The organism is Branchiibius cervicis (assembly GCF_042661605.1).
GTDB classification, from domain to species: domain Bacteria; phylum Actinomycetota; class Actinomycetes; order Actinomycetales; family Dermatophilaceae; genus Branchiibius; species Branchiibius cervicis.
Genome location: NZ_JBHSWJ010000002.1, coordinates 2,227,477 through 2,252,928 on the forward strand (window position 1 = coordinate 2,227,477; position 25,452 = coordinate 2,252,928).

General features: G+C 65.3%; 29 protein-coding genes, 1 tRNA gene and 3 pseudogenes. 14 read left to right on the plus strand and 19 right to left on the minus strand.

Translation table 11 applies throughout. The features are described from left to right. Window positions 1–135 precede the first annotated feature (135 nt). The 6 genes and pseudogenes from ACFQBT_RS11650 (at window position 136) to ACFQBT_RS11675 (ending at window position 6,157) form a co-directional block, all read left to right on the plus strand. On the plus strand, window positions 136–861 hold the full coding sequence (locus tag ACFQBT_RS11650; protein ID WP_109686904.1) for a TnsA-like heteromeric transposase endonuclease subunit: 726 nt from the start codon (window positions 136–138) through the stop codon (window positions 859–861). After that, window positions 858–2,840 (plus strand): DDE-type integrase/transposase/recombinase, encoded by a 1,983-nt coding sequence (locus ACFQBT_RS11655; protein ID WP_109686906.1) that lies wholly within the window; start codon window positions 858–860, stop codon window positions 2,838–2,840. Before ACFQBT_RS11650 ends, ACFQBT_RS11655 begins: the two co-directional genes overlap by 4 nt. A gap of 115 nt (window positions 2,841–2,955) precedes the next feature. Next, a complete protein-coding gene (locus ACFQBT_RS11660; protein WP_377822845.1) occupies window positions 2,956–3,900 on the plus strand; it encodes a TniB family NTP-binding protein in 945 nt (314 codons plus the stop codon). Further along, window positions 3,803–4,324, plus strand: a pseudogene (locus ACFQBT_RS11665) (TniQ family protein); the annotation flags it as partial. The gene ACFQBT_RS11660 and the pseudogene ACFQBT_RS11665, both read left to right, overlap by 98 nt. Window positions 4,325–4,573: 249 nt before the next feature. After that, window positions 4,574–5,659 carry a hypothetical protein gene (locus ACFQBT_RS11670; protein ID WP_377825596.1) on the plus strand — a complete coding sequence of 362 codons (1,086 nt, stop codon included), beginning with the start codon at window positions 4,574–4,576 and terminating at the stop codon, window positions 5,657–5,659. Window positions 5,660–5,740: 81 nt separating this feature from the next. Beyond that, window positions 5,741–6,157, plus strand: a complete 417-nt coding sequence (locus tag ACFQBT_RS11675) for a hypothetical protein (protein WP_109686910.1) — start codon at window positions 5,741–5,743, stop codon at window positions 6,155–6,157. 1 nt (window position 6,158) lies between these two features. Here ACFQBT_RS11675 and ACFQBT_RS11680 read toward each other — a convergent pair whose 3' ends face one another. Further along, window positions 6,159–6,452 carry an ArsR/SmtB family transcription factor gene (locus ACFQBT_RS11680; protein ID WP_377822848.1) on the minus strand — a complete coding sequence of 98 codons (294 nt, stop codon included), beginning with the start codon at window positions 6,450–6,452 and terminating at the stop codon, window positions 6,159–6,161. Window positions 6,453–6,591: 139 nt separating this feature from the next. On the opposite strand from ACFQBT_RS11680, the gene arsM reads away from it, so the two are divergent. The 6 genes from arsM to ACFQBT_RS11710 are packed head-to-tail and all read left to right on the plus strand — an operon-like array spanning window position 6,592 to window position 12,147. Next, window positions 6,592–7,344, plus strand: coding sequence for an arsenite methyltransferase (arsM, locus tag ACFQBT_RS11685; RefSeq protein ID WP_109686914.1), 753 nt, complete (start codon window positions 6,592–6,594; stop codon window positions 7,342–7,344). Then, window positions 7,341–8,450 (plus strand): ACR3 family arsenite efflux transporter, encoded by a 1,110-nt coding sequence (arsB, locus tag ACFQBT_RS11690; protein ID WP_172461500.1) that lies wholly within the window; start codon window positions 7,341–7,343, stop codon window positions 8,448–8,450. The genes arsM and arsB overlap by 4 nt, the downstream gene beginning before the upstream one ends. After that, window positions 8,443–9,264, plus strand: coding sequence for an arsenite efflux transporter metallochaperone ArsD (arsD, locus tag ACFQBT_RS11695; RefSeq protein WP_109686915.1), 822 nt, complete (start codon window positions 8,443–8,445; stop codon window positions 9,262–9,264). Before arsB ends, arsD begins: the two co-directional genes overlap by 8 nt. Window positions 9,265–9,278: 14 nt before the next feature. Further along, window positions 9,279–11,057, plus strand: a complete 1,779-nt coding sequence (arsA, locus tag ACFQBT_RS11700; protein WP_377822851.1) for an arsenical pump-driving ATPase — start codon at window positions 9,279–9,281, stop codon at window positions 11,055–11,057. Window positions 11,058–11,076: 19 nt separating this feature from the next. Continuing rightward, window positions 11,077–11,694, plus strand: coding sequence for an arsenate reductase ArsC (locus tag ACFQBT_RS11705; protein WP_109686919.1), 618 nt, complete (start codon window positions 11,077–11,079; stop codon window positions 11,692–11,694). Between the two features lie 27 nt (window positions 11,695–11,721). Beyond that, the gene (locus ACFQBT_RS11710) at window positions 11,722–12,147 is read left to right on the plus strand and encodes an arsenate reductase ArsC (RefSeq protein WP_109686921.1); all 426 of its coding nucleotides are present in this window, start codon (window positions 11,722–11,724) and stop codon (window positions 12,145–12,147) included. 454 nt (window positions 12,148–12,601) lie between these two features. Here ACFQBT_RS11710 and ACFQBT_RS11715 read toward each other — a convergent pair whose 3' ends face one another. The 11 genes from ACFQBT_RS11715 to ACFQBT_RS11765 form a co-directional block, all read right to left on the minus strand. After that, window positions 12,602–13,657 carry a tyrosine-type recombinase/integrase gene (locus ACFQBT_RS11715; RefSeq protein ID WP_377822854.1) on the minus strand — a complete coding sequence of 352 codons (1,056 nt, stop codon included), beginning with the start codon at window positions 13,655–13,657 and terminating at the stop codon, window positions 12,602–12,604. Then, window positions 13,645–13,893, minus strand: coding sequence for a hypothetical protein (locus tag ACFQBT_RS11720; RefSeq protein ID WP_377822856.1), 249 nt, complete (start codon window positions 13,891–13,893; stop codon window positions 13,645–13,647). The genes ACFQBT_RS11715 and ACFQBT_RS11720 overlap by 13 nt, the downstream gene beginning before the upstream one ends. Continuing rightward, complete coding sequence (locus ACFQBT_RS11725; protein ID WP_377822858.1) at window positions 13,893–14,033, minus strand: MerR family transcriptional regulator; 141 nt, start codon at window positions 14,031–14,033, stop codon at window positions 13,893–13,895. Before ACFQBT_RS11725 ends, ACFQBT_RS11720 begins: the two co-directional genes overlap by 1 nt. Further along, window positions 14,021–14,245, minus strand: coding sequence for a hypothetical protein (locus ACFQBT_RS11730; protein ID WP_377822860.1), 225 nt, complete (start codon window positions 14,243–14,245; stop codon window positions 14,021–14,023). Before ACFQBT_RS11730 ends, ACFQBT_RS11725 begins: the two co-directional genes overlap by 13 nt. A 148-nt stretch (window positions 14,246–14,393) precedes the next feature. Continuing rightward, a tRNA-Ala gene (locus tag ACFQBT_RS11735) sits at window positions 14,394–14,469 on the minus strand. Window positions 14,470–14,652: 183 nt separating this feature from the next. Next, window positions 14,653–15,159 carry a PaaI family thioesterase gene (locus tag ACFQBT_RS11740; RefSeq protein WP_377822862.1) on the minus strand — a complete coding sequence of 169 codons (507 nt, stop codon included), beginning with the start codon at window positions 15,157–15,159 and terminating at the stop codon, window positions 14,653–14,655. After that, window positions 15,156–15,389, minus strand: a complete 234-nt coding sequence (locus ACFQBT_RS11745) for a histidine phosphatase family protein (RefSeq protein ID WP_377825460.1) — start codon at window positions 15,387–15,389, stop codon at window positions 15,156–15,158. The genes ACFQBT_RS11740 and ACFQBT_RS11745 overlap by 4 nt, the downstream gene beginning before the upstream one ends. Next, the gene (locus ACFQBT_RS11750) at window positions 15,389–15,769 is read right to left on the minus strand and encodes a histidine phosphatase family protein (RefSeq protein ID WP_377822865.1); all 381 of its coding nucleotides are present in this window, start codon (window positions 15,767–15,769) and stop codon (window positions 15,389–15,391) included. The genes ACFQBT_RS11745 and ACFQBT_RS11750 overlap by 1 nt, the downstream gene beginning before the upstream one ends. After that, window positions 15,766–16,122, minus strand: coding sequence for a ribosome silencing factor (rsfS, locus tag ACFQBT_RS11755; RefSeq protein WP_377822867.1), 357 nt, complete (start codon window positions 16,120–16,122; stop codon window positions 15,766–15,768). The genes ACFQBT_RS11750 and rsfS overlap by 4 nt, the downstream gene beginning before the upstream one ends. A gap of 46 nt (window positions 16,123–16,168) precedes the next feature. Continuing rightward, window positions 16,169–16,774, minus strand: a complete 606-nt coding sequence (gene nadD, locus ACFQBT_RS11760) for a nicotinate-nucleotide adenylyltransferase (protein WP_377825461.1) — start codon at window positions 16,772–16,774, stop codon at window positions 16,169–16,171. Between the two features lie 2 nt (window positions 16,775–16,776). Further along, window positions 16,777–16,965: a hypothetical protein gene (locus ACFQBT_RS11765; protein ID WP_377822869.1), complete on the minus strand. Its 189-nt coding sequence runs from the start codon at window positions 16,963–16,965 to the stop codon at window positions 16,777–16,779. Between the two features lie 87 nt (window positions 16,966–17,052). On the opposite strand from ACFQBT_RS11765, the gene ACFQBT_RS11770 reads away from it, so the two are divergent. Both ACFQBT_RS11770 and ACFQBT_RS11775 read left to right on the plus strand, forming a co-directional pair. After that, the gene (locus tag ACFQBT_RS11770; RefSeq protein WP_377822871.1) at window positions 17,053–17,376 is read left to right on the plus strand and encodes a glycosyltransferase; all 324 of its coding nucleotides are present in this window, start codon (window positions 17,053–17,055) and stop codon (window positions 17,374–17,376) included. Continuing rightward, window positions 17,373–18,086, plus strand: coding sequence for a hypothetical protein (locus ACFQBT_RS11775; RefSeq protein ID WP_377822874.1), 714 nt, complete (start codon window positions 17,373–17,375; stop codon window positions 18,084–18,086). The genes ACFQBT_RS11770 and ACFQBT_RS11775 overlap by 4 nt, the downstream gene beginning before the upstream one ends. Here the strand turns inward: ACFQBT_RS11775 and ACFQBT_RS11780 are convergent. The 7 genes and pseudogenes from ACFQBT_RS11780 to obgE form a co-directional block, all read right to left on the minus strand. Further along, complete coding sequence (locus ACFQBT_RS11780) at window positions 18,071–19,372, minus strand: glutamate-5-semialdehyde dehydrogenase (protein ID WP_377822876.1); 1,302 nt, start codon at window positions 19,370–19,372, stop codon at window positions 18,071–18,073. The two genes, ACFQBT_RS11775 and ACFQBT_RS11780, sit on opposite strands and share 16 nt — an antisense overlap. Then, the gene (locus ACFQBT_RS11785; RefSeq protein WP_377822879.1) at window positions 19,369–20,190 is read right to left on the minus strand and encodes a DedA family protein; all 822 of its coding nucleotides are present in this window, start codon (window positions 20,188–20,190) and stop codon (window positions 19,369–19,371) included. Before ACFQBT_RS11785 ends, ACFQBT_RS11780 begins: the two co-directional genes overlap by 4 nt. A gap of 129 nt (window positions 20,191–20,319) precedes the next feature. Next, complete coding sequence (locus ACFQBT_RS11790; RefSeq protein WP_377825598.1) at window positions 20,320–20,649, minus strand: RCC1 domain-containing protein; 330 nt, start codon at window positions 20,647–20,649, stop codon at window positions 20,320–20,322. A 360-nt stretch (window positions 20,650–21,009) separates the two neighbouring features. Then, window positions 21,010–21,180, minus strand: a pseudogene (locus ACFQBT_RS11795) (hypothetical protein); the annotation flags it as partial. Further along, window positions 21,147–22,613 (minus strand): annotated as a pseudogene (locus ACFQBT_RS11800) (hypothetical protein); the annotation flags it as partial. The pseudogenes ACFQBT_RS11795 and ACFQBT_RS11800, both read right to left, overlap by 34 nt. 82 nt (window positions 22,614–22,695) lie before the next feature. Continuing rightward, a complete protein-coding gene (gene proB / locus ACFQBT_RS11805) occupies window positions 22,696–23,847 on the minus strand; it encodes a glutamate 5-kinase (protein WP_377822881.1) in 1,152 nt (383 codons plus the stop codon). Beyond that, window positions 23,834–25,396, minus strand: coding sequence for a GTPase ObgE (obgE, locus tag ACFQBT_RS11810; RefSeq protein ID WP_377822883.1), 1,563 nt, complete (start codon window positions 25,394–25,396; stop codon window positions 23,834–23,836). Before obgE ends, proB begins: the two co-directional genes overlap by 14 nt. Window positions 25,397–25,452 lie beyond the last annotated feature (56 nt).

A 25,452-nucleotide genomic window follows, 5' to 3' on the forward strand; every position in this document is an offset into this window, starting at 1 on the left:
GGGGCACGAACCCAGACCCTCCTACCGAAGCACCCTGCAGCTGTCGGTTCTCGCATAACTTGTCAGTAGTCTCGACTTCTTGTCAGCGGCGTGTCAGTAGTCTTCCCAACGTGTCAGTGATGCAGGATCGTGGCCATGGCGGCGCATGGGATCACGCTGAGGTACTGCACCGCAGCCGGGGACGAGGTCGAGACGCCCCTTGACCTCGCACGACCTGACGCCATCGTCGGTGGCTTACCAATCCGGACGCCGCCCTCGTACCCCGGGCGCACCAGCTATCCGGGGTTCTTTTGGTCCGCGACGACGGGGCGGGTGCACGTCTACGAAAGCCTGTTGGAACTGGACCGACTCTGGCTCGCCGATTTCGATCCTGCGGTGGGCAGCCTCACCACTCAGCCGTTCCAGGCCATAGGAAGCGACGGTGACGTCGTGAGGTCCCACGTTCCAGACCTCATGCTGATGTCACCGGATCACAGGGTCACGGTTGTCGACGTGAAGCCCTCCGCGTTCCTGGATCTTCCCAAAGTGAAAGCGCAGTTCGACTGGACTCGTCGGTGGTGTGATGAGCGCGGCTGGGGATACGAGGTGTTCAGTGGGGCCGACCCCCATGTTCTGAGGAACATCAAGTTCCTTGCGGTTGGACGACGCCCCGACCGACTGCCCGCCGAAGCACTTGTTCGAGCGCGACAGGTAGTCCGAGACGGTCTGACCTGGGGTGCAGCCACCTCAGCTGATGGACGGGACTCCTCGCTGCAAGTTGCCCTCGCCGCACTCATCTGGTCCGGTCACGTGACGATTGAACTCAGCCGCCCGCTCAGCTCGGGCTCCTTGCTGCGTGTTCAGGAAGGTGCTGCTGCATGACGGCTGAAGTCTTGGACACATCTGTGGGCCAACAGATGTGGTACGCGGGAGCCGCGTGGACTGTCGTCGAACTAGACGGCATGAACGTCGTGTTGCGCTCGGCCGAGAGGCTGGTGCGGGTGCATGCACCCGCACTCGTTGGCCTCGCGAGCCCGCTCAGCACATCTTCGCAGCCATCAGAGCGAGCCGAACTCGACGCCATCCGGCTCGGATCACTGACGACCAAGCAACGCTCCGCGATCGAGCGTGAGGCCGAGGTCTACGAACGATTGATCGCGTCATCTTCGGAAAAGAGTGTTAACGACCGCTATGAGGCTGCGGCCGACGAGCTCGGGATTGCGGTTCGGACTGCATATCGTCGAGGACAGCGCTATCTCGACTGTGGCGTGGTCGGTTTGCTCGACAGTCGCCTACTCAAGAAACGAACCTCTGCGGTGAGCCCCGAGTGGGATTTGGCATGCAGAGAATCACTGGCGAGTTTTCGAGACAAATCGAACCCCACGCGCGGAACTGTGATCGCTAAGGCAAACGCGCTTTTCCTCAACCTCCATCCTGACGGTGTTGTCCCCTCTCGCGCTGTTGCATACAAGCGCCTCCGAGAACTCGATAAGGGGCGATACACGTTCGGGGCTGCGAAGCAGAGGCGTTCAGTCGCCGAACGTCCTCAGGGCGCTATGGGCCGTCTACGCGCTGACCGGCCGGGACAGTATGTCGTCCTCGACACCACACGGTTGGACGTCTTCGCGATGGAGCCCGTCACTAATCGGTGGGTTAACACAGAGCTGACCGTGGCGATGGATCTCTACTCGCGGTGCATCTTGGGTCTTGCACTGCGGCCAATCTCCACGAAGTCCCACGACGTAGCTGCGGTGCTGTACCAAGTTGTCACCCCTCAGACCTGGGGTCCAGTCAGCGAAATCGGCGAAGGCTGCGGACCGTACGCGGGCGTACCTGAGTCGATCCTCACCCAGGACACGGGCGCGCTTCCGGACACGATCGTGGTCGACCACGGCAAGGTTTATCTGTCTCACCACACACGCTCGGTCTGTCAGCGGCTGGGCATCAACATTCAGCCAGCGATCCCACACAAACCCACCGATAAGCCGACAATAGAGCGGTTCTTCCGTACCCTTCGGCAGCAACTCCTTGAACACCTACCGGCGTACAAGGGGCCGGACATCTACTCACGCGGCAAGAACGTTGAGCGCGAGACGTTCTACTTCGTCAGCGACCTGGAAGCCATCATCCGCGAGTGGGTTGGGATTTACCATCACTCTCCGCATCAGGGCCTGTGTGACCCCATCCTGCCCAACGTCGAGCTTTCGCCCACGGAGATGTTTGCGCGAGGAATATCAGCAGCGGGATTGCTACGGCTACCGTCCTCGGACGACCTGCGGATGGAGTTCCTGGACGTCGCCTGGCGTACGATTCAGCATTACGGCGTTGAGGTCGATGGGCGACGTTATGACGGTTCAGGCCTCAACTTGTATCGAATGACGAAGTCTGCCCATGGCGGTGTCCACGCGGGAAAATGGCCGATCATGGTGGATCGCGATGACGTCAGGGCCGTCTATTTCCAAGACCCTGCAACGCTCACATGGCACTCTCTCGCGTGGGAACACGCATCGGGACTGGAGAGCCCACTAAGTGCTGAGGCTGCCGACTACACCCGCGAGTTGTCTCGCCACACGGACCGCCATGTAGACGCGCCGGCGGCTCTGGGCGATTTGTTGCATCGGTACAGCAAGAAGGCGGTGACGAGTCGTCGCGAGAAGAACGTCGCCCAGCGGCTTGCTGCGTCAACCAGTGATCATCGAGGGCAGCTCGATTCATCCGAGAGCGATATCCCGGATGTGATTGATCTAGCCGCTCACCTTCGGAATCGTGGGTCGCGAAACGTCGTCGACGACCTTGATGTGTTCGACCAGTACTACGCCAACCATCCCGATGGTGAGGCGTTTCAGGTGTTCGACGAATGAACACCTGGGCGAAGTGGCTGCATGACAACGAGCCGAAGCGGTTCAACATGGCGACGAAGCATGGTTGGGACGCGTTCGCGCAGTCGGCAGCGCGCCCTCGCTCGACCGACTGACCATGAGCGAGCTTCAAGGGCTTTCGGAGGATGAACGTGAGGACTATGACGAAGCGCGGATGGTGTGGAACGCGAACCCACCCGCGGTGAAGACAGCCCAATTGAGCAATGCGTTCGAGGTCATCGAGCAGGTCATGGCGTCCAATCGCCGTGATGGCGACCGTCTGCGCGGCTCGGTGGTGATCGATGCCGCACCAGCGCTGGGGAAGACCACGATCGCGACGCGTTACGCGCGTGAATTTCACCGGCGCACTCTTCGACGCCATGGCCCTTCCACGCAGGCGGATCACCAGCGGCTTCCTGTGGCGTTCGTGCCGTTGGATGCGGGCATCACCCTGAAAGGGTTGAACCAGAAGATCCTGTCGTTCTACGGCCATCCGGGCGCGACGCGTGCGAGCACGTCACGGCTGGGCGCTCTGGCGGTGGACTGCGTGCGATCCTGCGAAACTCAGCTGATCATCATCGATGACATTCACTTCATCGATTTCAAGCACCGCAACGGTCGCGACGTCAGCAACCACCTCAAAGGCCTCGCGAACGAGATGCCGGTCACGTTCATCTACGTGGGTGTGCGACTGACAGAGAAACGCTTCTTCGACGAAGGACTGATCGGAGAGGACGCGTCCTACGCTCAGACGTCTCGGCGGTCGACCAGAGTGCCGATTGCCCCGTTCTCGATCAGCTCCGACGCGGGATTTCGAGCGTGGGTCCAGCTTTTGTCCACCTTGGAAAGTCATCTGATCCTTCTCAACGCCGCACCCGGCATGTTGGTCAGTCACGCGAAAGAACTCCATCGCCGCACCCAGGGCCACATCGGGTCACTGACCAACCTGCTGGATCGTGCCAGCTATGTCGCGATCCGCAGCGGGGTCGAACAAATCACTGCCGAGGTGCTCGCCGCTGCCACCGGTGACAACGCAGCAGAGACCAGTGCCCGCGCCGGCTAACGCGCAGCGTTCACCGCAACACGGGGGCGCATCCTCAAGCGGTGAGCTTCGCCCCGTCGTTGCCGGGTTCGATCCACAACGTCTACCAATCGCGGTGCTGCCCCTCGACGATGAGCCTGCTGCCAGTTGGGCGGTCAGATTCGCTCACCGGTACCAGATGGGGGTGCGTTCCCTGTTCGCATCCATGGGCATCACCGTGAGCGCATGGACACTTCAGAACTTCCAGTCGGGACTGGCCGGTCACCACGAGGCACTCTGCGACGCGCTGGGTCTACCGCAGCAGCGACTCTTTGAACCAAGTGCGCTGAGCCTGGCTTCGAAGGCGGCCCTCGACCAATACTTCACGGAGTACCGACCGTTGCACGCGCGGAACAAGCCCGGGTCACGGTTCTGTCCACAATGCCTCGCCGATCGAGGCGGTGGGTGGAAGCACCTTTGGCAGCAACCCTTGTCGATGGTTTGTCTGGAGCACGAGGCGTATCTGCGCACCGAATGCCCTGGATGCACTGGGAGACCGTGGTCGTCGCGTGCGTGGCTCGACAGTTCTGCGCCAGGCTGGGAGTGTGCACGCCTGCTGAAGGGTGTTCAGAAGGGACCACGGCGAAGGATCCCACGGTGTGGTTTCGACCTCTGTAACAGCGTCACCGATGAAGGGGTCGCCTCGAAGTCCGCCGTGAACACCCAGCAGTTGATCAATCGACTGATTGATGCCGACGCCCAGACTGACATTCGATGGCCGCTCTTTGACCAGGAGTTCCCATTCCCCGACGTCCTGGCACTCCTGTTCGAAGTGTTGAGTGCGTCTGACCCGCGTGACGGCGGCAGCCCCTACTCGCTGGGTGCCGATCCGCAGTGGCAGGTGAGCAGGATGTACGACGGCGTGGCGATCCTGAGCGAAACCGACCCGTTCGCAGCGAACGAACACTTGCTTCGGGCTCTCGGGCGGCATAGTCGCCAGGCTCCGTTGTACGCGAGCCGTGCGGCAGCCCACACAACACACAACCCGATCTTGACCCACATCGTGTTGAGCGCAAACGTCGCCACGTTGTCCCCAAGCAAGCAGTTGACGTACCGGACGGCCAGTCGACGACCGGGTTACCCCACAGATGCGACGCGACGCCCGAACCAGGGCCTGACCCCGAGAGAGCGGGAGTTGTCGCTGGCGTGGATACCGCAGATGCTTTGGCCTGGCACAATCTCCGAGCATCTGCGCAAGGACGACCTTGATCGAGCCACAGACGCCCTGTTGTTGGGACGACTTGGGTCTAACCGCTCCTGGCAGTATCTCGCGATCGAGAACCAACTACCGGCCTCATTTCGAACCAGACCCCCGGCACGTTTGCGATGGCTACAAAAGCGGGACCTGTGGGACACGCTGCATCAAGAACTAGAGGAAGTGGCGGTGCGGCTCGCTGCCGATCCTCCGCCCATCGACTATCACAAGCGTCGGCTACGAACCTTCGACGGTGAATGGGTTCAATCCTGCACCAGCCGCATCGTGGCGCAAGCAGGAAGCCCAGTTCCAGGGATCGATTCGCGCGAATGGGCGCGGCTGTTCTGGGCGACATACACCGGCGGCGACGTTCGCTTGGCACCTGCACCCCTTGGCATCCCCTCGGTGCCGAACGAGCACGCGGACCGTCATGTATCGCTCGTGGATCGACCAGAAGTCACCGCGTTGCTCCAAGAGATCCGGCGTTGCATCGAGGACGCTGCCGGTGAAGAAGATGGCGGCCCGCTGACGTGGGCCCCGCCTTGAAGCAACCCCGCCTGCGCTCTTCCACAGGGTCGGGCGATCCAGGAACACAGCCTGCGCGCAGAACGGTCTGACCTCGCGCTCGTGCGTCGGCAGGCCATCGATGCCGTCCTTGCATCCTGCGAAGAAGACCTGGACGAAAACGAGGTGGCTAACTGGCTTCATGAGTACCACCGTGACGTGCTGGGTGTTGAGCCCAACCGACCGGAATGGCTGCACTTCCTACGCAGCGCCCGCCGGCAGGTCCTACGTGATGACATCACCGCAGCCGACTGTCCCGCCTTCATTCGCTCGCTCATCACTCACACGTGTGAAGCGGGGAACCAGCGCGTCCACTGGTACTTCGAGCCCACCTCCACCTCAGCGCCAACCCCGGCGATGCATCGCCGGGGTTGGCGTGGGCGGTTTCCGAATGCCGAAGCGACGGCTTTGCCGTTGATCGCAGCAGCCGTGCTCAGTAACTCAGTGGACAGAACCGGCTCGGGCCGCGCCCAGACCTGACTCATGCACCGATGTGCTCGCCCGCCAACGAGGTGACGGCCCGGCTGAGACGAGCGCCCAATTCGGTAGGCCAGTAGTGAACCCAGGTGCCACGCCGTTCGCAATCCACCAGGCCAGCCTCGCGCAGCTTCTTCAGGTGGTGGGAAACCGTTGGCTGTGAGACGCCGACGTCTTGGATGTCGCACACGCATAGTGAGTCGTCCACTGCTGCGATCCGGGTGAACAGGCGTAGGCGCACCGGATCGGCCACTGCTTTGAGCAGCGCCGCAGTGTCCTCGGCGTCGGCAGCACACATCCCCGCGACGTCGCTAGGGACGCAGCAGCCTGGTTCAACAGCGGGCGCGGAGTTCGTCATGACCCCATATTGACAAATGTCGAAGCAATGCGCCAGGCTCCACTGTATCGACAGTTATCGATTCAGTGGAGGTTGTGACATGGCCGACCAGGCCGACATTCGCGAACAGGTACGGCAGCGGTACGCCGAGTCGGCCCGCTCGGTATCCGCCGGTGGGTGCTGCGGGTCCAGCGTGTACGACGGCAACGTCACCGGTGACGGCACTGTCGTGTTCGGCTCCGACCTGTACGACGCAGACCTCGCGGGCGAAGGCGGCGCGGCGGTCGACGCTTCGCTGGGCTGTGGGGTACCCACAGCTGTCGCCGACTTGCACGCGGGTGACCCTGTGCTGGATCTCGGGTCCGGTGCCGGTGGTGATGTGCTGATCTCCGCCCGCCGGGTGGGTGTTACTGGTCGAGTGATCGGCCTGGACATGACCGACGAGATGCTTGAGCTTGCGCGTCGCAACGCGACCGAGGCCGGTGTCCAGAACGTGGAGTTCATCAAGGGCTACCTCGAAGACATCCCATTGCCGGACGCCACCGTCGATGTGGTGATTTCCAACTGTGTGATCAACCTGGCCGCCGACAAGAACGTTGTACTCGCCGAAGCCGCTCGAGTCACCAAGTCGGGCGGTCGTTTCGCGGTGTCCGACGTAATCGCAGCCGACAATATGGACGAGGTCACCCGGGCTGACATGACCGCCTTCACTGGCTGCATCGCGGGCGCATTGACCGAAACCGACTACCGCCAAGCTCTAGAGAGCACCGGGTGGACTGAGGTCGAGATCCGCTACACCCACGCTGTGCACGAGTTCGCCCAAGCCGCGATCGTTCGGGCTGTGCGGGCATGACGCAGGTGCAACAGATCGACTCGTCCACCGAGCGGGCCACGGTCACCACGAAACTGTCGACGCTGGATCGGTTCCTACCGGTGTGGATCATCGCCGCGATGATCGCCGGCCTGTTGCTCGGCCGCATCGTGTCGGGCATCGGGTCGGCGATCAGTGCAGTCGAGGTCGAAGGCGTCTCCCTCCCGATCGCTCTGGGGTTGCTGGTGATGATGTACCCCGTGCTGGCGAAGGTTCGCTACGACCGGCTCGACACGGTCGCCGGCGATCGTCGCCTGTTGGGGTCGAGTCTGCTGCTGAACTGGGTGGTCGGCCCCGCGCTGATGTTCACTCTGGCGTGGATCTTCCTTCCTGACCTGCCCGAATACCGCACCGGGTTGATCATCGTGGGCCTGGCTCGGTGCATCGCGATGGTCATCATCTGGAACGACCTAGCCTGCGGCGATCGCGAAGCCGCGGCTGTGCTGGTTGCGATCAACTCGGTCTTCCAAGTGATTGCGTTCGCCGCACTCGGATGGTTCTACCTGTCGGTGCTGCCTGGATGGCTCGGCCTCGACCAAGCCAACCTGGACATCTCTGCGTGGCACATCGCTGGTTCGGTGCTGGTTTTCCTCGGTGTGCCGTTGCTGGCGGGATACCTCAGTCGCCGCATCGGTGAAAAGCGATGGGGCCGCGCAGCGTACGAGCGATCATTCCTACCGAAGATCGGCCCGTGGGCGCTGTACGGGCTGCTGTTCACAATCGTGATCCTGTTCGCTCTGCAAGGCGACAACATCACCTCCAAGCCGCTCGACGTGGCCCGGATCGCGCTGCCGCTGCTGGCGTACTTCGTATTGATGTGGGGCGGCGGTTACCTGCTGGGCCGGGGCCTGGGAATGAGCTACGAACGCACCACCACTCTCGCCTTCACCGCCGCCGGGAACAACTTCGAACTAGCCATCGCCGTCGCGATCGCAACCTTTGGTGTCACGTCCGGCCAGGCTCTCGCTGGAGTCGTCGGACCACTCATCGAGGTGCCGGTGCTCGTCGCTCTCGTCTATGTGGCCCTTGCTCTGCGCTCCCGGTTCACCCCCACCCCTGCTATCGCCCCGGAGGCCTCTCATGGCTGACCGCCATTCCGTGCTGTTCGTCTGCGTGAAGAACGGTGGCAAGTCGCAAATGGCTGCCGCCCTGATGCGCCACCGCGCTGGGGAGTCCATCGAAGTGCACTCCGCCGGCACCCACCCAGGCGACGCGGTCAATGGGTTGTCCGCTCAGGTCATTGAAGAAAGCGGCGGGTCTATGGCCGATCAGCATCCAAAGCTGATCGACGAAGGCTTGCTGCGCCGTGTGGATCGCGTCGTGGTGTTGGGCAGCGAAGCCACTGTCGACCCGATTGAGGGCATGGCCGGGTCGATCGAGGTCTGGAGCACCGATGAACCATCGGCGCGAGGCATCGACGGGATCGAGCGGATGCGTTTGATCCGTGACGACATCGCCGACCGCATTGACGCGCTTATCGCCGAACTCACTGGGCCCGCCGTACCGGTCGTGCGGGTGTACGAACCCGCTCTGTGCTGCAACACGGGGGTCTGTGGGCCCGAACTGGACGACGACCTCGTCCGATTCACCGCCGACCTGGACCACCTGCAAAACCAGGGTGCCGATCTCCAACGGCACAACCTGGCCAATGACCCGACCGCGTTCACCGCGGACCCGGCAGTCGCAGACTTCCTGCGCGTCGCAGGATCAGCCGGTCTGCCGCTGACCACGGTCGACGGCGTCACTGTTGTGACGGGCCGCTATCCCAGCCGGGCGGAATTGACCAGGTTTGCTGCCATCACCTCGTCCAGCAAACTGCCTACTGGCGTGACCGATCTCGGCCTGACCGCGTCCACACCACGTGGTGGGTGCGGCCCAGACGCCGAAGCCGGTTGCTGCTGAAAGGAACCCGCCTGATGACCTCGTTTCCATACCTGACCGAGCTGCCCAGGTTCGTGTTCTTCACCGGCAAGGGCGGTGTCGGTAAAACGTCTTTGGCCTGCGCCACCGCTGTCACCTTGGCGGACCAGGGCCGGCGGGTGTTGCTCGTGTCGACCGACCCAGCGTCCAACGTCGGTCAGGTCTTCGGCCTCACCGTCGGTGACCAGATCACAGCGGTGCCTCAGGCACCCGGCCTGGACGCGCTGGAGATCGACCCCAACGAGGCTGCTGAGGCCTACCGGGAGAAGATCATCGCCCCGGTCCGCGACGTGTTGCCTCAAACCGCCCTGGACTCGATCACCGAACAGTTGTCAGGGTCGTGCACCACCGAGATCGCCTCGTTCAACGAGTTCACCACCTACCTCGCCGATGACGAACGGATCGCCGGGTACGACCACGTCGTATTCGACACCGCACCCACCGGCCACACCATCCGGTTGCTGCAACTGCCGGGTGAGTGGACCTCATTCCTGGATGCCGGGAAGGGTGATGCGTCGTGCCTCGGACCGATGGCCGGGCTGGACCGCACCCGCGCCGTGTACGCCGACGCTGTCCGTAGGCTCGCCAACCCCGCTCAAACCCGGCTCGTGCTGGTCGCCCGTGCCCAACAGTCCACTCTGCGTGAGGCAGCCCGCACCAGCACCGAACTAGCGACGATCGGGATCACCGAGCAACACCTCGTCATCAACGCCCTCCTTCCCGCAGGCGACGTGGGTGAGGCCGACGCCTTGGCCGACGCCGTCCGCGAACGTGAGCACCGCGCAATCGCAGCGATGCCCGAGGCACTACGCCGATTGCCGCTGACCACGGTGCCACTGCGCGCACGCACTGTCGTCGGTATCGACGCGGTACGCGCGCTGCTCCGCACGGATGCTGCCGAGGTCGTGGATGGCATCGAAGACGAGCAGCCGGTCGATCTGGGCTCGCTCGCCACTCTGATCGACGAAATCGCCACGACCGACCACGGCCTGATCATGTGCATGGGCAAAGGCGGCGTCGGGAAGACCACCGTCGCTGCGGCCATCGCAATCGCTCTTGCTGATCGCGGGCACACCGTCCACCTCACCACCACCGACCCCGCGGCGCACCTTGACGAAGTGCTTGATCACGAGGTCGTCGGCAACCTCACGGTGTCCCGCATTGACCCACACGTCGCGACCCAGGAGTACCGGGACAAGGTGTTGGCCAGCAAAGGCAACCAGCTCGACGAGGCCGGTCGAGCACGCCTGGTCGAAGACCTGCTGTCACCCTGCACCGAAGAAGTCGCAGTCTTCGGGCAGTTCTCTCACCTGGTCAACCGGGCCCGCCGCCAGTTCGTCGTCATGGATACGGCCCCAACCGGTCACACGTTGCTGCTCATGGACGCTACCGGGTCTTACCACCGCGACATTGCACGCAGCATGGGCGAAACCGGTACCTACACGACACCGCTGATGCGGCTCCGCGACCCTGACCTGACCAAGGTCATCATCGTGACGCTGCCGGACACCACCCCCGTCCTCGAAGCTACCGAGCTGCAAGACGACCTCCAACGAGCCGGAATCCATCCGTGGGCGTGGGTCGTCAACGCGTCCCTCGCCGCGGCCAGACCGACATCCCCGCTGCTGCGGGCACGCGCTGCCGCCGAACACCAACAACTTGAACGCATCACCGAACTCGCCCGACGCACAGCAATCATCCCGATGCTCGCCGAGGAACCGTACGGCCCCGACGCTCTGCGACACCTCACCACCTCGACCCGTCAACCTGTTTGACCTCAAAACGGGAGCCCTCATGCATCTACCTGACCGCGAAACCGTCGTTCCACAACTCATTGACGACATGAACTACTCCTATGCCGGCGTCTTCGACGAGGACACCATCGACGACGCCGTCAACAAGGCGTGGGACCTACTCGCCCCTCGCTCCACCGTCCATACTTTCCTGCCCGTGCTTGTCGCCCGGCAGGCCCGTGAGCAACTGATGGCCACCGCCCAAGCCGAAGGCCGCGTCGCCAAGAAGGTGCCCGAAGTTCTGTTCGTGTGTGTTCACAACGCCGGACGCTCGCAGATGGCTGCCGCGCTGGCCGAGCACCTGTCAGCACGGAAAGTGCACGTCCGCTCTGCCGGGTCAGCACCTTCTGGGGAGATCAATCCCGTCGTCGTTGAGGCCCTGCGTGAGCGAGGGATCGCGCTCGGGACCGCCTATCCCAAACCACTGACCGACAGCGTCATGCAGGCCGCTGACGTCATCATCACCATGGGCTGTGGCGACACCTGCCCCGTCTTCCCCGGCAAACGGTACGAAGATTGGGACGTCGCTGACCCAGCCGACCAGCCCATCGAGGTTGTCCGTGAAATCCGTGACGACATCCAAGCCCGCGTCACCACCCTGCTGCGTCAGATCCTCTGACCTACGCAATGACCGAGGAGTCCGCGAATGACCGAAGCCACCGAGCGCCCGTCCGTGCTTTTCGTCTGCGTGCACAACGCCGGACGATCCCAAATGGGAGCCGCCTACACCCACCACCTGTCCGGTGGCGCAGTCGAAGTCCGCTCCGCCGGATCAGCCCCCGCTGACTCGATCAACCCAGCAGTTCGCGAGGCGATGCTCGAAGACGACATCGATATCTCGGCCGAGAGCCCGAAGATCCTCACCCCCGAAGCCGTGCAAGCATCCGACGTGGTGATCACGATGGGCTGCGGCGACACCTGCCCGATCTTCCCCGGGAAGCAATACCTGGACTGGACACTCGATGACCCAGCCGGGCAAGGCGTCGCAGCCGTCCGGCCCATCCGCGACGACATCAAACGAAGAGTGCGAGCCCTCCTCAGGGAACTCGGAGTCGACGAAGTTTCCGCCTGATGCAGACGCGCTCCACAGAGCCTGCCGCTGCGACCTCGACAGAAAGCTCTGCTGCGGATGATGACATTTTGCTGAGACGGAACGGTGACACCCGAGATGTCGGTGCGCTGGTCAGAGCCTCGCGAAACTGTCAGGAATCGCGAGAACCTACAGCAGCGCAGCGGGCGACCCCGTACTGCTCCGGTCACCACCAACAGCGGCGGATCGTCCGGCCCCGGCACTTCGCCCGGAGCGGCGTGCGTCAAGCGGTCGGCGTCGAAGTAGATGTTCGGGGTGATGTCACACCCGGCCAGCAGCATCTCGCGCACCTGCTGCCAGTTCGGCCACACGCCCGACACCGCCACGACGTCACCAGGGCGAAAATCGTGCCCAGGGGCATGCTGGCGCTGCTTGGCCGCGCGGCGGGAACCAACGGTGCTCATACCCTCACGGTGCGACGCTTGCCGGGGTGCGCTCAGCCCGGACGTTGACTCCGGTCCAACGCGACCACCGTGTCGTCGTCGTTGCCGAAGATGCCGCCCCATCGCGAGGAGATGGCGTTGGATGCCTCCCGCGAGAGGTTTTCCCCGACGTGCTGGTAGCGCATCGCCATCCGGGTGCTCGCCCACCCCATGGCGTCCGCGACGACCCGAGTGTCGACACCCTCCTCCAGCATCTGTGTGGCGATCGTGTGCCGCGAAGCGTGCTGACCCTTCAGGTCAACGCCAGCACGCTGGAAGAGCTTCAACCAGTGCCGGTCATCGCCGCGATGGTCGATCCGGGTGCCGGCCGAGCTCAGAAACACCAGGCCACCGAACTCCTGCCCAGTCTCCGGGGGCCGCCCAAACATCTTGAACCAGGCATCCTGCGACGACTTGTGCGCCCGCAACATGTCGACCAGTTCCGGCGCGATCGCGATCACCCGGACGCTGCCACTGGTTTTGGTTCGACCGAACATCTGGCCGCGTATCCGTTGCGGACACTTCGCGGGCGAATGCCCTGCCTGCGAAGCTATCAGCGTTGCGCCGCAGCCGTGTTGCCACACCTGACGAGTCAGCGTCCGCCGGATCACAAGGGCGCCACGGTCGAAATCCACACTGTCCCAGCACAACCCGAGCACTTCGGCTTTGCGGGCACCCGTCATCAGTGTCGTCAACCACCGCACTGCTTGCGGATCCTTCCTGGCCACCTCCACCACCGCGCGGAGCTCGTCGTCGGTGAACGGCTCCGGCGATACTTCCTTGACCGCGGGAGGCTGCACCATACGCGCCACGTTCTGGACCAGGACCCCACGAGCACACGCCAACGTCAGCGCCCGGGACAGGAACTTGTGAACGGATGCCACCGACGAGGTAGCCAATCCTTTGGCTGCAGCCTGCCGGTGCATCTGCGCAACGTCTTCGGGAGTGATCGCGGCCAGCCGTCGCTCCCCCAGCAACGGCTGAATGTGGTTGCGGTACTGACTGGCCGCTGCAGCCCGAGTAGCCTCGGACCTGCCCCGCTTGACGTACTCCTCGTCTAGCACCCGCATCCACTCATCCAGCGTCGGCGTCCCCCGGCGGCTGGTGCCGGCGATGCCGAACCGTCGTCCAGGCTCAGCCCGTTGATCTCCAACCAGTCGTCCCGTTTGCGCAGCACCGCCGCTTTAGAGGTGCCACGGAACTCTTTACGGATCGACTCCCCCGCGACCGTCATCGTGATCGTGAGCCGATACCCGCCGCTGGCCACCGGACTGATCGTGCCGCCCTTCTTGCGCGGCCGAGCCATCAGACAAGCTCCGGCTTGGACAACGGCTGGTCTTGCGTGCGGGAACGCTCCAGAAGGTCCATGACGTCCTCACGCATGATGCGCACCGAACTGCCGATCATCACTCTTCGCAGGCGCCCCTCGGCCATCAGCTTGCGCACGGTCGACTCCCGATCCGCAGCACGTCAGCGGCTTCCTCGGTGGTGTAGACCATGGGGCCTTGTGGGTCACGGACGACGTGCAGTCCAGCCGGTGACTCGTCCTCCTCCAGCAGTTCACGCAGCGTCGCGGCCTGGTCGAGAAGGGTCTGTGCTTGACGCTCCAAAGAGTGCGCGGTGCGCAGGACCTTGTCGCGTGTGGTGAGCCGGGACATGCCCAGACGGTGCGACGCGATGCGGGCGGAAGGGGGTTTTGCGTCACTGGTCGATCCTTCGCCGGAGTTTTGTGGATGATTCCGTGGGCCCAACCACCACAAAACTGGTAAAAGAAAGGGGCCAAACGGCCCCTGACCTGCGCTTACGTGGTGGAGCATAGGGGATTCGAACCCCTGACCTCTTCCATGCCATGGAAGCGCGCTACCAACTGCGCCAATGCCCCGTGTGGGAGTGTCCCCGGTGTCCCGGCGACCGCCTTACCTTACTCAGCCGCAGCCTCCCTGACCAAATCGGCGCATGTCACCGGCAGATCAGCGGCAATCTGCGATCCAGCGGTCGTTTCCAGCGGCAAACAACCGCTGAGTTGAAGATTGCCGTTGGTGTGCGCAACCGGCCCGGGCAGTGATCAGGCTGCGACCAGCGAGCGCTCCTTCTTCTTGCGGACGTAGACCTGCCGCCGCACCGAGGCCACCACCGTGCCGTCCTTCAGGGTCAGATCGGTCTCGAACCAGCGCAGCACCTTCGAGCCGTCCTGCGCCGCCTCACGGACCTCGGACACAGCCGTCGCGGGCATGTCGAAACGGCCGAAAACCGTTGAGACGCCGGGCGATCGGTAGTCGATGTGCGCCTGCGCGTCCCACACGTTGTAAGCCGGTCCCAGCTGGCCGATCAGCAACATCGCAAAGAACGCATCGGACATGGCACCGATCGAGCCGCCGAACGCCGTACCTTGCTGGTTCTTGTTCCAGCGGGTCAACTTCAACGCCACCGAGCAGGACGACCAGTCGTCCTCGATCGACAGGACCCGGATACCCGCGCCGAGCAGCGGCGGATACAGGTTGAGGCCGACCCGCAGGAGCCGCGGGGAGACGCGCGGGCGGGCACCGTACGTCGACACGTGCCCTGCGCTCACCGCGCGCCTGCGTTCCAGGTCTCGATCCGCCAGCCGTGGGCACCCTCGATGACCGACCCCCAGTGACAGTTCGACAGCCCCCGGAACGCCAGCCACGCCTGCTGCTGGGTCAGACCGACCAGCGCCGCGGTCAGCGCCCGGCCGCACATGCCGTGCGTTGCGATCACCGCCGTGCCGCCTTCGGGCAGCGTCGGCAACAACTCCAGCGCCGCCTCCTTCGAGCGGCCCATCACCTGAGTGAGCGTCTCGCCGTCGCCGCCGCGGGGCAGGTCCTCCCCGCCTCGACCCGGGCCTGCATGTCGGCGTACTGCTCCTTGACCTCCGCCGCGGTCATGCCCGACCACGACCCGGCATCGATCTCCCGGAACCGCTTGTCGAAGGCGATCGGCAGATCCACCAGCTGGGCGAGTGACTCTGCCGTGGCCGAAGCCCGCGAGAGGTCGGAGGCCCAGATCGCGTCGATGTCGTAGGCGAGCAGCGCGTGCGCTCCGGCCCTGGCTTGCTCGCGGCCGAGCTCGGACAGCGGTACGTCGAGTTGCCCCTGCCAGCGCCCCTCGGCGTTGTAGGTGGTCTGACCGTGCCGCCAGATGATCAATCGGCGCCCGGTCATGCCGTGAGGTCGATCGTCGGGCAGTCGCGCCACAACCGGTCGAGTGCGTAGAACTCCCGCTCCTCCTCGTGCTGCACGTGCACGACGATGTCGCCGAAGTCCAGCAGGACCCACCGGTCGTCGCGCTGGCCCTCACGGCGGATGGGCTTGACGCCCAACTCGTGCAATCGCTCGACGATGCCGTCGACGATGGCGGCGACCTGACGCTCGTTGTCGGCGGCGGCGACCACGAAGACGTCCGTCAGCGCCAACTGGTCGCTGACATCGATCGCGATGACGCTGCTGGCCACCTTCTCGTCGGCGGCGGCCGCCGCGGCCTTGGCCAGATCGATGGCGCGCTGCGTTGCGGCCACTACCCCTCCTGCTGTTGCACGTTGAGAATCTGTTGCACGGTGAGAATCAGATGTCGGCGCGGGGATCAGTGCCACCGGGCCGGTACAGCGAATGTTTACCGATGTACTGCACGACACCGTCCGGCACGAGATACCAGACCGGGTGCCCGTACCGCACACGCTCGCGCACGTCGGTCGAGCTGATCGCCATCGCGGGCACTTCCTTGAGCACGACGCGCTCGGCCGGCAGGCCGGAACCGGACAGTTCGTAACCGGGCCGGGTGACCCCGATGAACTGGGCGAGGTCCCAGAGCTTGTCGACACCCTTCCACGACACGATCTGGGCCAACGCATCCGCGCCGGTGATGAAGAACAGTTCTGCGTCGGGACGTTGGTCCCTCAGGTCGGTGAGGGTGTCCAGCGTGTACGTCGGTCCCGGCCGATCGATGTCGACCCGGCTGACGGTGAAGCGCGGATTGGAAGCCGTCGCGATGACCGTCATCAGATAGCGGTGCTCGGCCGGTGCAACCTCGCGCTCGCTCTTCTGCCACGGCTGACCGGTCGGCACAAACACCACCTCGTCGAGGTCCAGCAACGACTGGACCTCGCTGGCCGCGACCAGGTGACCGTGATGGATCGGGTCAAACGTCCCACCCATCACCCCGAGGCGCAGAGTCAGTGCCCTTGCTCGCTGTGGTCCTGCGGGATGCCTTTACCGACCGTACGACGGAAGAACCACAGCACCCCGAGCAGGGCTGCGAAGAACAGGATCCCGAGCAGGCCGTAGGCCCAGTGCGGCATCGGCAGTTCGTTCTCTTCGAGCTTGGGCACGGCCTGAGCCAGCGAAACCAGGGACGATGACATGCGCATATCGTATCGGTGCGTGGCCGAAGCTGTGCGATGGCGTGGCAGCGACCGGCAATCGACTGCGGCGGCTACGCTTGGCCCACCATGAGTTCGACGTTCCTGACCGTTGTCGTGCCCGTTTACAACGAAGAGGATGTGCTCCCGCTCCTCGTCGAGCGGCTACGACCGGTTCTCGACGACCTCGGGCGCAGTTATGAGGTCATCACCGTCGATGATGGGTCGACCGACACCAGCGCGGCGGTGCTTGAACGCCTGCGACGGCAGTGGCCGCAGTTGCGGATCGTCCGCTTGCGCGCGAACGCCGGCCACCAGGCGGCGATCTCGGCCGGCCTCGAGCGAGCGCGCGGCGAATGGGTGGTGACGATCGACGCCGATCTGCAGGATCCCCCGAGACGATCGCGGACATGATCGCGGCGGCCCTGACCCAGCATGTCGATGTGGTGTACGGCGTGCGCACCGACCGGAGTACCGACTCACCCTTCAAACGCCACACCGCCGGCCTCTTCTACCGCATGATGCGCCGGATTTCGGGAGTGGACGCTCCGCTGGATGCCGGCGACTTCCGGTTGATGTCGCGGGCGACCGTCGATGCCGTCAACACCCTGCCGGAAGCCAACCGGGTGCTTCGCCTAGTCGTGCCGACCCTGGATTTCCCGTCGACCGAGGTCGGGTACCGGCGCGAGCACCGAGCGGCCGGCGACTCGAAATATCCGCTGTCGAAGATGCTGAAACTCAGCCTGGACTCCGTGACGGGCTTCTCCATGGCGCCGCTGCGCCTGGCGACCTGGTTCGGCGTGGGCGGGTTCATCCTCGCCATGGCACTGCTGGTCTGGGCAATCGTCGGCAAGATCCTCGGCGACAACGCACCCGGATGGACCTCGTCGGTCGTGGTGATTGCGTTCTTCGGCGGTGCTCAGCTGCTGTGCCTGGGCATCCTCGGCGAGTACGTCGGGCGGGTGTACCTCCAGCAGCAGGAACGTCCGGCCTACTACATCGGCTACGACTCGTTGAGTTCAGCGCCGCACGCGGACACGCCAGCTGCCGATACGGCCGAGTTGCCCATTCCCGATGCCCCGGATCTTCCGGTCACTACCGAGATTCTTCACGACCGGATCTGACCGTCTCCCTCCAGCACCCACTTGGTGCTGGTGAGTTCGGGTAGGGCCATCGGACCGCGCGCGTGCAGCTTCTGCGTGGAGATACCGATCTCGGCGCCCATCCCGAACTGTCCCCCGTCGGTGAAGGCGGACGAGGCGTTCACCGCAACGACCGCGGCATCGACGCGCGCCACGAATCGTCTTGCGGCAGCACGGTTCTCGGTGACAATCACCTCGGTGTGCCGACTTCCGTTGGCATTGATGTGATCGATGGCCGCGTCGACGGAGTCGACGACCCCGACGGCGATCTCGGCGTCGAGGTACTCCGTGGCCCAGTCCGCCGCGGTTGCCGGCTCGAAGCCGACACCGGTGTCATGGGCGACCACTCCCGCCCGCTCGTCCAGGTGCAGACGCACCTGCCGCGCGGCGAAGTCGCCCAGCATCGTGGGTAGGAAGGTCGCTGCCACCTCGCGGTGCACCAGCAGCGTCTCGGCCGCATTGCACACGCTGGTGCGGCGCAGCTTGGAGTTGATCACGATGTCGCGCGCCATCACCAGGTCCGCGGCCGAGTCCACGTAGACGTGCACGTTGCCGATCCCGGTCTCGATCACCGGCACCGTCGCGCCGAGCACCACTGTCTGGATCAGGCCGGCGCCCCCACGCGGGATGACCAGGTCGACCAAACCGCGGGCGGTGATCAGCGAGGTCACGTCCTCCCGGCCGCCGTCGAGGAGTTGAACGCTGTCGGCGGGAAGACCGTGCTCGGCCAGCGCCGAACGCAGCGCTGCCACGATCACCGCGTTGGACAGCGCCGCCGCCGAACCGCCCCTCAGGATCATCGCGTTGCCGCTCTTGACACCCAGGGCCGCCGCATCGGCGGTCACGTTGGGCCGGGACTCGTAGATCATCCCGATGACGCCCATCGGCACCCGGATCTGCCGGATCTGCAGACCATTCGGAAGGGTTGAGCCACGCAGCACCTCACCGGTCGGGTCCGGCAGGGCGATGACCTCCCGCACCGCGTCTGCGATCTGCGCGATCCGCTGCGGGGTCAGTCGCAGCCGGTCCTGCAGGCCGGTGTTCATGCCGTCGGCGCGGCCGCGCTCCAGGTCGGCCGCGTTGGCCGCGACGATCTCGTCGGCGTGGTCCACCAGGGCCTGCGCCATGGCAGCCAGCGCTGCGTCTTTGTCCGCCCGGGTCGCGAGCGCCAGGTCGCCGGCGGCCAGCTGCGCGCGCCGCGCCACCTCGTGCACCCGGCGTACCGACTCCTGCTGGGCTCCCTCGGGCGCCTGCGTCAACACGGTCATGACTCAAGCGTACGGCGATCGCCGGACTCGTCCTCCTCGTCGTGTTCCTCGCGCAGCCCCTGACGCACCTCGTCCACGGCGATATCGGAGGCGATGGCGTCCTCAGACAACACCTGGGCACCGCCACCACGGCTGTTGCGCCACATGACCGAACCGACCACCAACACCACGGCGGCGATGCTGATGTAGAAGCTGTATTTGGCCAGCAGATCCACGAAGTCCTTGGCCGGCTGACCGATCAGGAAGCCCAGATACATCCACAAACCGCGATAGAGCACAGCTGCGATGAAGTCCAGGAGCAAGAACTTGCGCAGCCGCATTCCTACGTCGCCGACGAAGGCGTAGACGATGGCCGAGGGCAGGAAGGGCACGAACCAGCAGGCGATCATCGCCAGCGATCCGAACCGGCGGGCCAGGTGCTCGGCGTACCTGCCGGTCCGCGCCGCCCACCGCGAGCGACCGCTGATGACCTCGATCAGGTTGTGACCCCACAACCGACCGGCCCACCACCAGATCCAGTCGAACTTGATCGAAGTCAGCGCGGCCATCAACAGACCCAGCCACCAGAAGTGGGTCTGCCCCAGGGCCGCTTTGGCGCCGATGTCGACCATGGCGATGTTGGAGCCGGTCACCGCGGCCAGCGCCCAGGTGTTCAAGCCCAGAATCAGCGGCCGCAGCGGGATCATCACCAACCCGTAGACACCCACCAGCGCGATCGCCGACCAGCACCACAATTCCTTGCGACTGGGTTTACCGCTCCAGGGCAGCTTGGGGTCATCCCACCACTCCCGCTTGGCTGCGGAGCTGTCGCTGGTCATCGTCGGGAGATCCTCACGATCGGGGAAGGTGCCGCGTCATCGACTGGGCGCCCTGACCATGCTAGGTGACCGCATTCGACTCATTCGTAGGTCACCAACGCCGCACGCCCCGGAGCGGTTCCTTTCGGGTCAGTCCAGGCCGAGGACCGTCACCGGCTCGAAGCTGTAGCCCCACTGGACCCCGTCCCCGAGCAGGCCGACCGCGAGCCGTGACCCCCAACACCGGACATCTCCCCCGGTCAGCAATACGCACGTGGCCTTGTCCGCGGATGCCATCCCGACCACGTCGGAGTGCAGGCCATAGATGTAGCCCGCGGAGATCCCGACATCAGTGCCTGAGCCGCTGTAGGTGTAGATGTCGCACCAGGCGGCGCCTGATGCCAGTACGGCGCATGGACTGCCGGCTTGACCGCGGGTGACGGCGGCCACGGGCTCGATCAAGGTTATCGGTGAGAACATCACCGGGTTGGTCGGTGACTGGCCTTCGCCCCAGCACCGCATCGCCCCGCTCGCGGTCGCGACGCAGCTATTGCCACTCAGCATGAGGTCAGTCGCGTTCGCAGGTAGCCCACCGACTGGCACCGGTTTTGCGCTGAACTTCGTGCGCGATGCGTCGAAATCCCCGTTGCCGAGCGAGTTGCGGTAGGACAGACCCCAGCACAGGACCTTTCCCGCAGATGTCAGCGCGCAACTACGGTCCCGGTCGAGCGCAACCTTGACGACGTTCTCAAGGCCGGGCACGACACCGGGACCGGCGTTCGGTGACGCCGGCTGTCCGCTCTGACCAAGGTCGTTGCTTCCCCAACACGCGACACCGCCGGACACCAGCACCGCGCAGGTGTGATCACCGGAAGCGGAAACCGAGAGCGCTGGTCCAGGTATTCCGGGCACTCGCCCGGGGATCGGGCTCCAAGCCAACGACGCCACACCCAGTTGTCGATGGTCCGCCTCCCCCAGCACCAGACCGAACCATCCCGTCGCACCGCGCACGTGTGGAACGAGCCGGCAGCGACGCTTTTCACCTCGGTCATACCGAGGACCTCCCGTGGCCGCAGGATGACGCCTGTGTGAATCTCGTCTTCGCCGAGACCCAACTGTCCTGCGTAGTTGTTACCCCAGCAGCGGACACGTCCGGCCGCCGATAGAGCGCAGGCGTGCTCATCCCCCATCGTGATCTGTGAGACCAGGTTGTTGCTCTTGGCCCAGTAGCCGGTGACATCGAGCAGCACATCGGTCTCGGCGCTGGAGAAAACACTCACGGAGCCGTTCCAACCCAGCTTGAGAGTCACCGCGTTGGCGGTCGTGACGCCGCTGGCGAAGTTCACGCTGGATGCGTTCGGCGGATTGCCCGACGGACCATCGGCGGGGAACGCGGTCAGGTAGCCACCGGTCGAGGGTCGCACTGCAGTGACCGTCGCCTGGATTGCGACCACCCCGCTCGCAGGAAGGTCTTTGGCGCCGGCGATGCGTACGGTCGCCCAGCCGGCCGGATGCACTCGGACCCGTGTGACGCCGACGCCGTAGCGACTGTCCATCGCTCGCACGGGGGTGATCGGCACGAACGTCGTGTCCTTGGCGATCCAGCCCACGACGTCGACCAGGATGTCCGCGCCGGCCGATGTGTAGATGTTCACCCGCCCTGAAGCATCCGGCGTGGCGATAGCGGCTGCCGCGACGGTCCGCCCGGTGAGGTAGTTGACCGTCGAGGTGCTGGGCCGGGCCGTGCCGTGTGGATACAGCTGTGCCCAGCCGCTGGCTGCCGGCCGCACGACGGTGACGTTGACCAACACCCCCGTCACACCCGCGGCCGGCACTCCTGCGCGGCCGGTCACCGCCAGCGTCGTCACCGAGCCGGCCCGGGGATGGGTGGAGCTCGAGCGCGTGTCGAGGACCCGGGTGGAGGAAAGTGCGGTGAATCCTGCCCCCGCGGCGTAAAAGCCGGACACATCGACCAGCAGGTCGGTAGAGGCCGAACTGAACAAGGTGATGGCACCGTTGGAACCGACCTTGACGACGGCCTGGTTCGCAATGGTCTGTGCGGCAGCGAAGTTGAGTGTGGAGCCACTGGGTCGCGCCGCCCCGGCCGGGTAGGCAGCCAACCAGCCGGTTGCCGATGGGCGAACCGCTGTCACGTTGATCACCACGGCGGCGACACCGGTCGCCGGGACACCACCCTTGCCGAGCACCTGCACCGCGCGGACTCCTCCGGCCGGGACACGTGCAGTGGACCTCGTGTCGAGGAGCCGAGCAGGAGCAAGGGCGACCAGATTGGCCGATACGGGTGGGTCGGCGACGTTTGGTGCGGTCGCAGCGCCGGCCGCCTTCGCCCCCGATCCAGCGGCAGTCGGCGCCGCCAGTGCCTCCGGCATCATTCCCAGCACGCACAGCGCAGCAGTCAGCCACACCAGCAGACGTCGGCCCATCGACAACCCCTCGAGGACGTCGTCCCTCGACGTCTTCGAGATCCTAAGCTTTATCTGGGAAAATACTGTGGTTTTCCTGGATTTATGTGAGAAGCACGAGGTCGTCGCGATGCACGACCTCGCGATGATATTCGGGGCCGAGTGTGGCCGTGAGTTCTCGGGTGCGGCGACCCAGCAAGCCGGGCAGTTCCCGCGAATCGTAGGTCACCAACCCGCGAGCCACCCGAGTGCCGGCTTCGTCCACCAGATCGACGGGATCTCCGGCCGAGAAGGTTCCCTCGACGGCTTTGATCCCCGCAGGCAGCAACGACTTGCCGCGCTGGGTCACCGCGGCCACGGCCCCGGCGTCCAGCACCAACCGGCCCTGCGGGGTCGTTGCGTGCGCGATCCACAATCGCCGCGCCCGGCCACGGGCGGCGGTTGGCGCAAACGTCGTCCCCACGTCGTCGCCGGCGAGTGCCGCCGCCGCGTTGGCCGCGCTGGTCAGCAGCGTCGGCACGCCCGCCGAGGTGGCAATCGCCGCGGCTTCCACCTTGGTGACCATGCCGCCCGTGCCGACACCGGTGCCCACTCCCCCGATGTCGACGCCGGCGATCGCTTCGGGCCCGGGCACGAACGGGATGCGCGCCGTACCCGCCTTCGACGGCGGACCGTCGTAGAGCGCATCCACATCGGACAGGAGCACCAACGCCTCGGCGTCGATCAGGTGCGCGACCAGCGCGGCGAGCCGGTCGTTGTCGCCGAAGCGGATCTCCTGGGTGGCGACCGTGTCGTTCTCGTTCACGATCGGCACGACGCCCAGCGCCAGCAACCGCTCCAAGGTGCGCCGCGCGTTGGTGTAGTGCCCCCGGCGGGTTACGTCGTCGGCGGTCAGCAGCACCTGGCCGGTGATGATGCCGTGCGCGGAGAAAGCCCGGTCGTACGCCGCGAGCAAGGCTCCCTGCCCCACGCTGGCGGCCGCCTGCTGGGTGGCCAGGTCGCGCGGGCGCCGGCGCAACCCTAGCGGCGTCATCCCCGTGGCGATGGCGCCGGAGGAAACCAGCACGACCCCGGAGCCGGCCGCGTGCCGGGACGCGAGTGCGGCGACCAGTTCCTCGAGCTTCTCGGGCAGCAAGCCCCCGGTGGCCCGGGTCAGCGAGCTCGAGCCGACCTTGACGACCAGCGGCGAGGCACCGGCGATCCGGGCCCGGACAGCCGACGGATCGCCGTACGCCGTGTGCTCAGTGCTCGCCATCGTTTCCGTCGATCTGGGGTGCGTCGACCTCGACGGGGTCACGGTCGGTCCACAGGCCCGCCTTGCGCTCGGCGGCGAGCTCCTCGCGCGCTTCGCGCTGGGCGTCCTTGCGACCGTGGAACTGCTCGCGCTTCTCGGCGCGGGTCGGTCGGTGGGTGTCCTCCAGACGAATGTCGGTGCCGCGGCGGCCGAGCAATTCGGCCCCGGCCTGCAGGGTCGGCTCCCAGTCGAAGACCACGGAGTTGTCCTCCGGGCCGATCAGCACGGTCGAGCCGGGTACGGCACCGGCCTTGAAGAGTTCGTCCTCGACACCGAGCCGGTTGAGGCGGTCCGCCAGGTAACCGACGGCTTCGTCGTTGCTGAAGTCGGTCTGTCGCACCCAGCGTGTCGGGCGCTCGCCGACGATCCGGAAGACGTCGCCGTCGGCGGTCTTCTCGACCCGGACCGAGAAGCCGGAGTCGTCAACCGCTTTGGGCCGCAGAACGATTCGCGGTGCGATCGCCACAGCGGACTCCAGCTCGGCGCGCGCTTCGCGCACGTGCCGGGCGAGGGCGAAGGTCAGTTCGCGCAGCCCGCGGTGGGCGACGGCACTGACGATGAAAACCTCCAGGCCGCGCGCCTCCAGGTCCGGTTTGACCATTTCGGCCAGGTCGAGCGCTTCCGGCACGTCGGCCTTGTTGAGCACCACGATGCGGGTCCGCTCCGACAGCGGTTTGCCGCCCAGGGTGTCGTCGGCGACGTACTCGGACAGTTCGTGCTCGATGGCGTCCAGATCGCTCATCGGGTCACGGCCCGGCTCCAGGGTGGCGCAGTCGATGACGTGCACCAGCACCGAGCAGCGCTCGACGTGGCGCAGGAACTCCAGACCCAGACCCTTGCCCTGACTGGCGCCGGGGATCAACCCCGGCACGTCGGCGATCGTGAAGCGTTCCGCACCGGCGGTGACCACACCCAGGTTGGGCACCAGGGTCGTGAACGGGTAGTCGGCGATCTTCGGTTTGGCGGCCGACAGCACCGACACCAGGCTGGACTTGCCGGCACTGGGGAAACCGATCAGGGCGACATCGGCGAGGGTCTTGAGTTCGAGGACGACGTCGCGCTCGTCACCGGGTTCGCCCAGCAGCGCGAACCCGGGGGCCTTGCGCCGCGGGGACGCCAGCGCCTTGTTGCCCAGGCCGCCGCGGCCGCCGGCGGCCACGACGTACTGCTGGCCCGGGCCGACCAGGTCGGCCAGGACGTCGCCGCGGGCGTCCTTGACCATGGTGCCTTCGGGCACCGGCAGGATCAGGTCCTCACCGTCGGCGCCATTCTTTTCATCGCCGGCGCCCGGTTTGCCGTTGGGTGCCTTGCGATGCGGGCTGTGGTGGTAATCCAGCAGCGTGGTGATCTGGGGGTCGGCGACCAGGATGACGCTGCCGCCCTTACCGCCGTTGCCTCCGTCAGGTCCGCCGAGCGGTTTGAACTTCTCGCGGTGCACGGAGGCGACGCCGTGCCCACCGCTGCCGGCGGCCACGTGCAGGACAACGCGGTCGACGAAGGTGGTGGCCACGGGGATTCCTAACTGTAGAAACGAAGGACGGGCTCGAAGTCAGCTTCGAGCCCGTC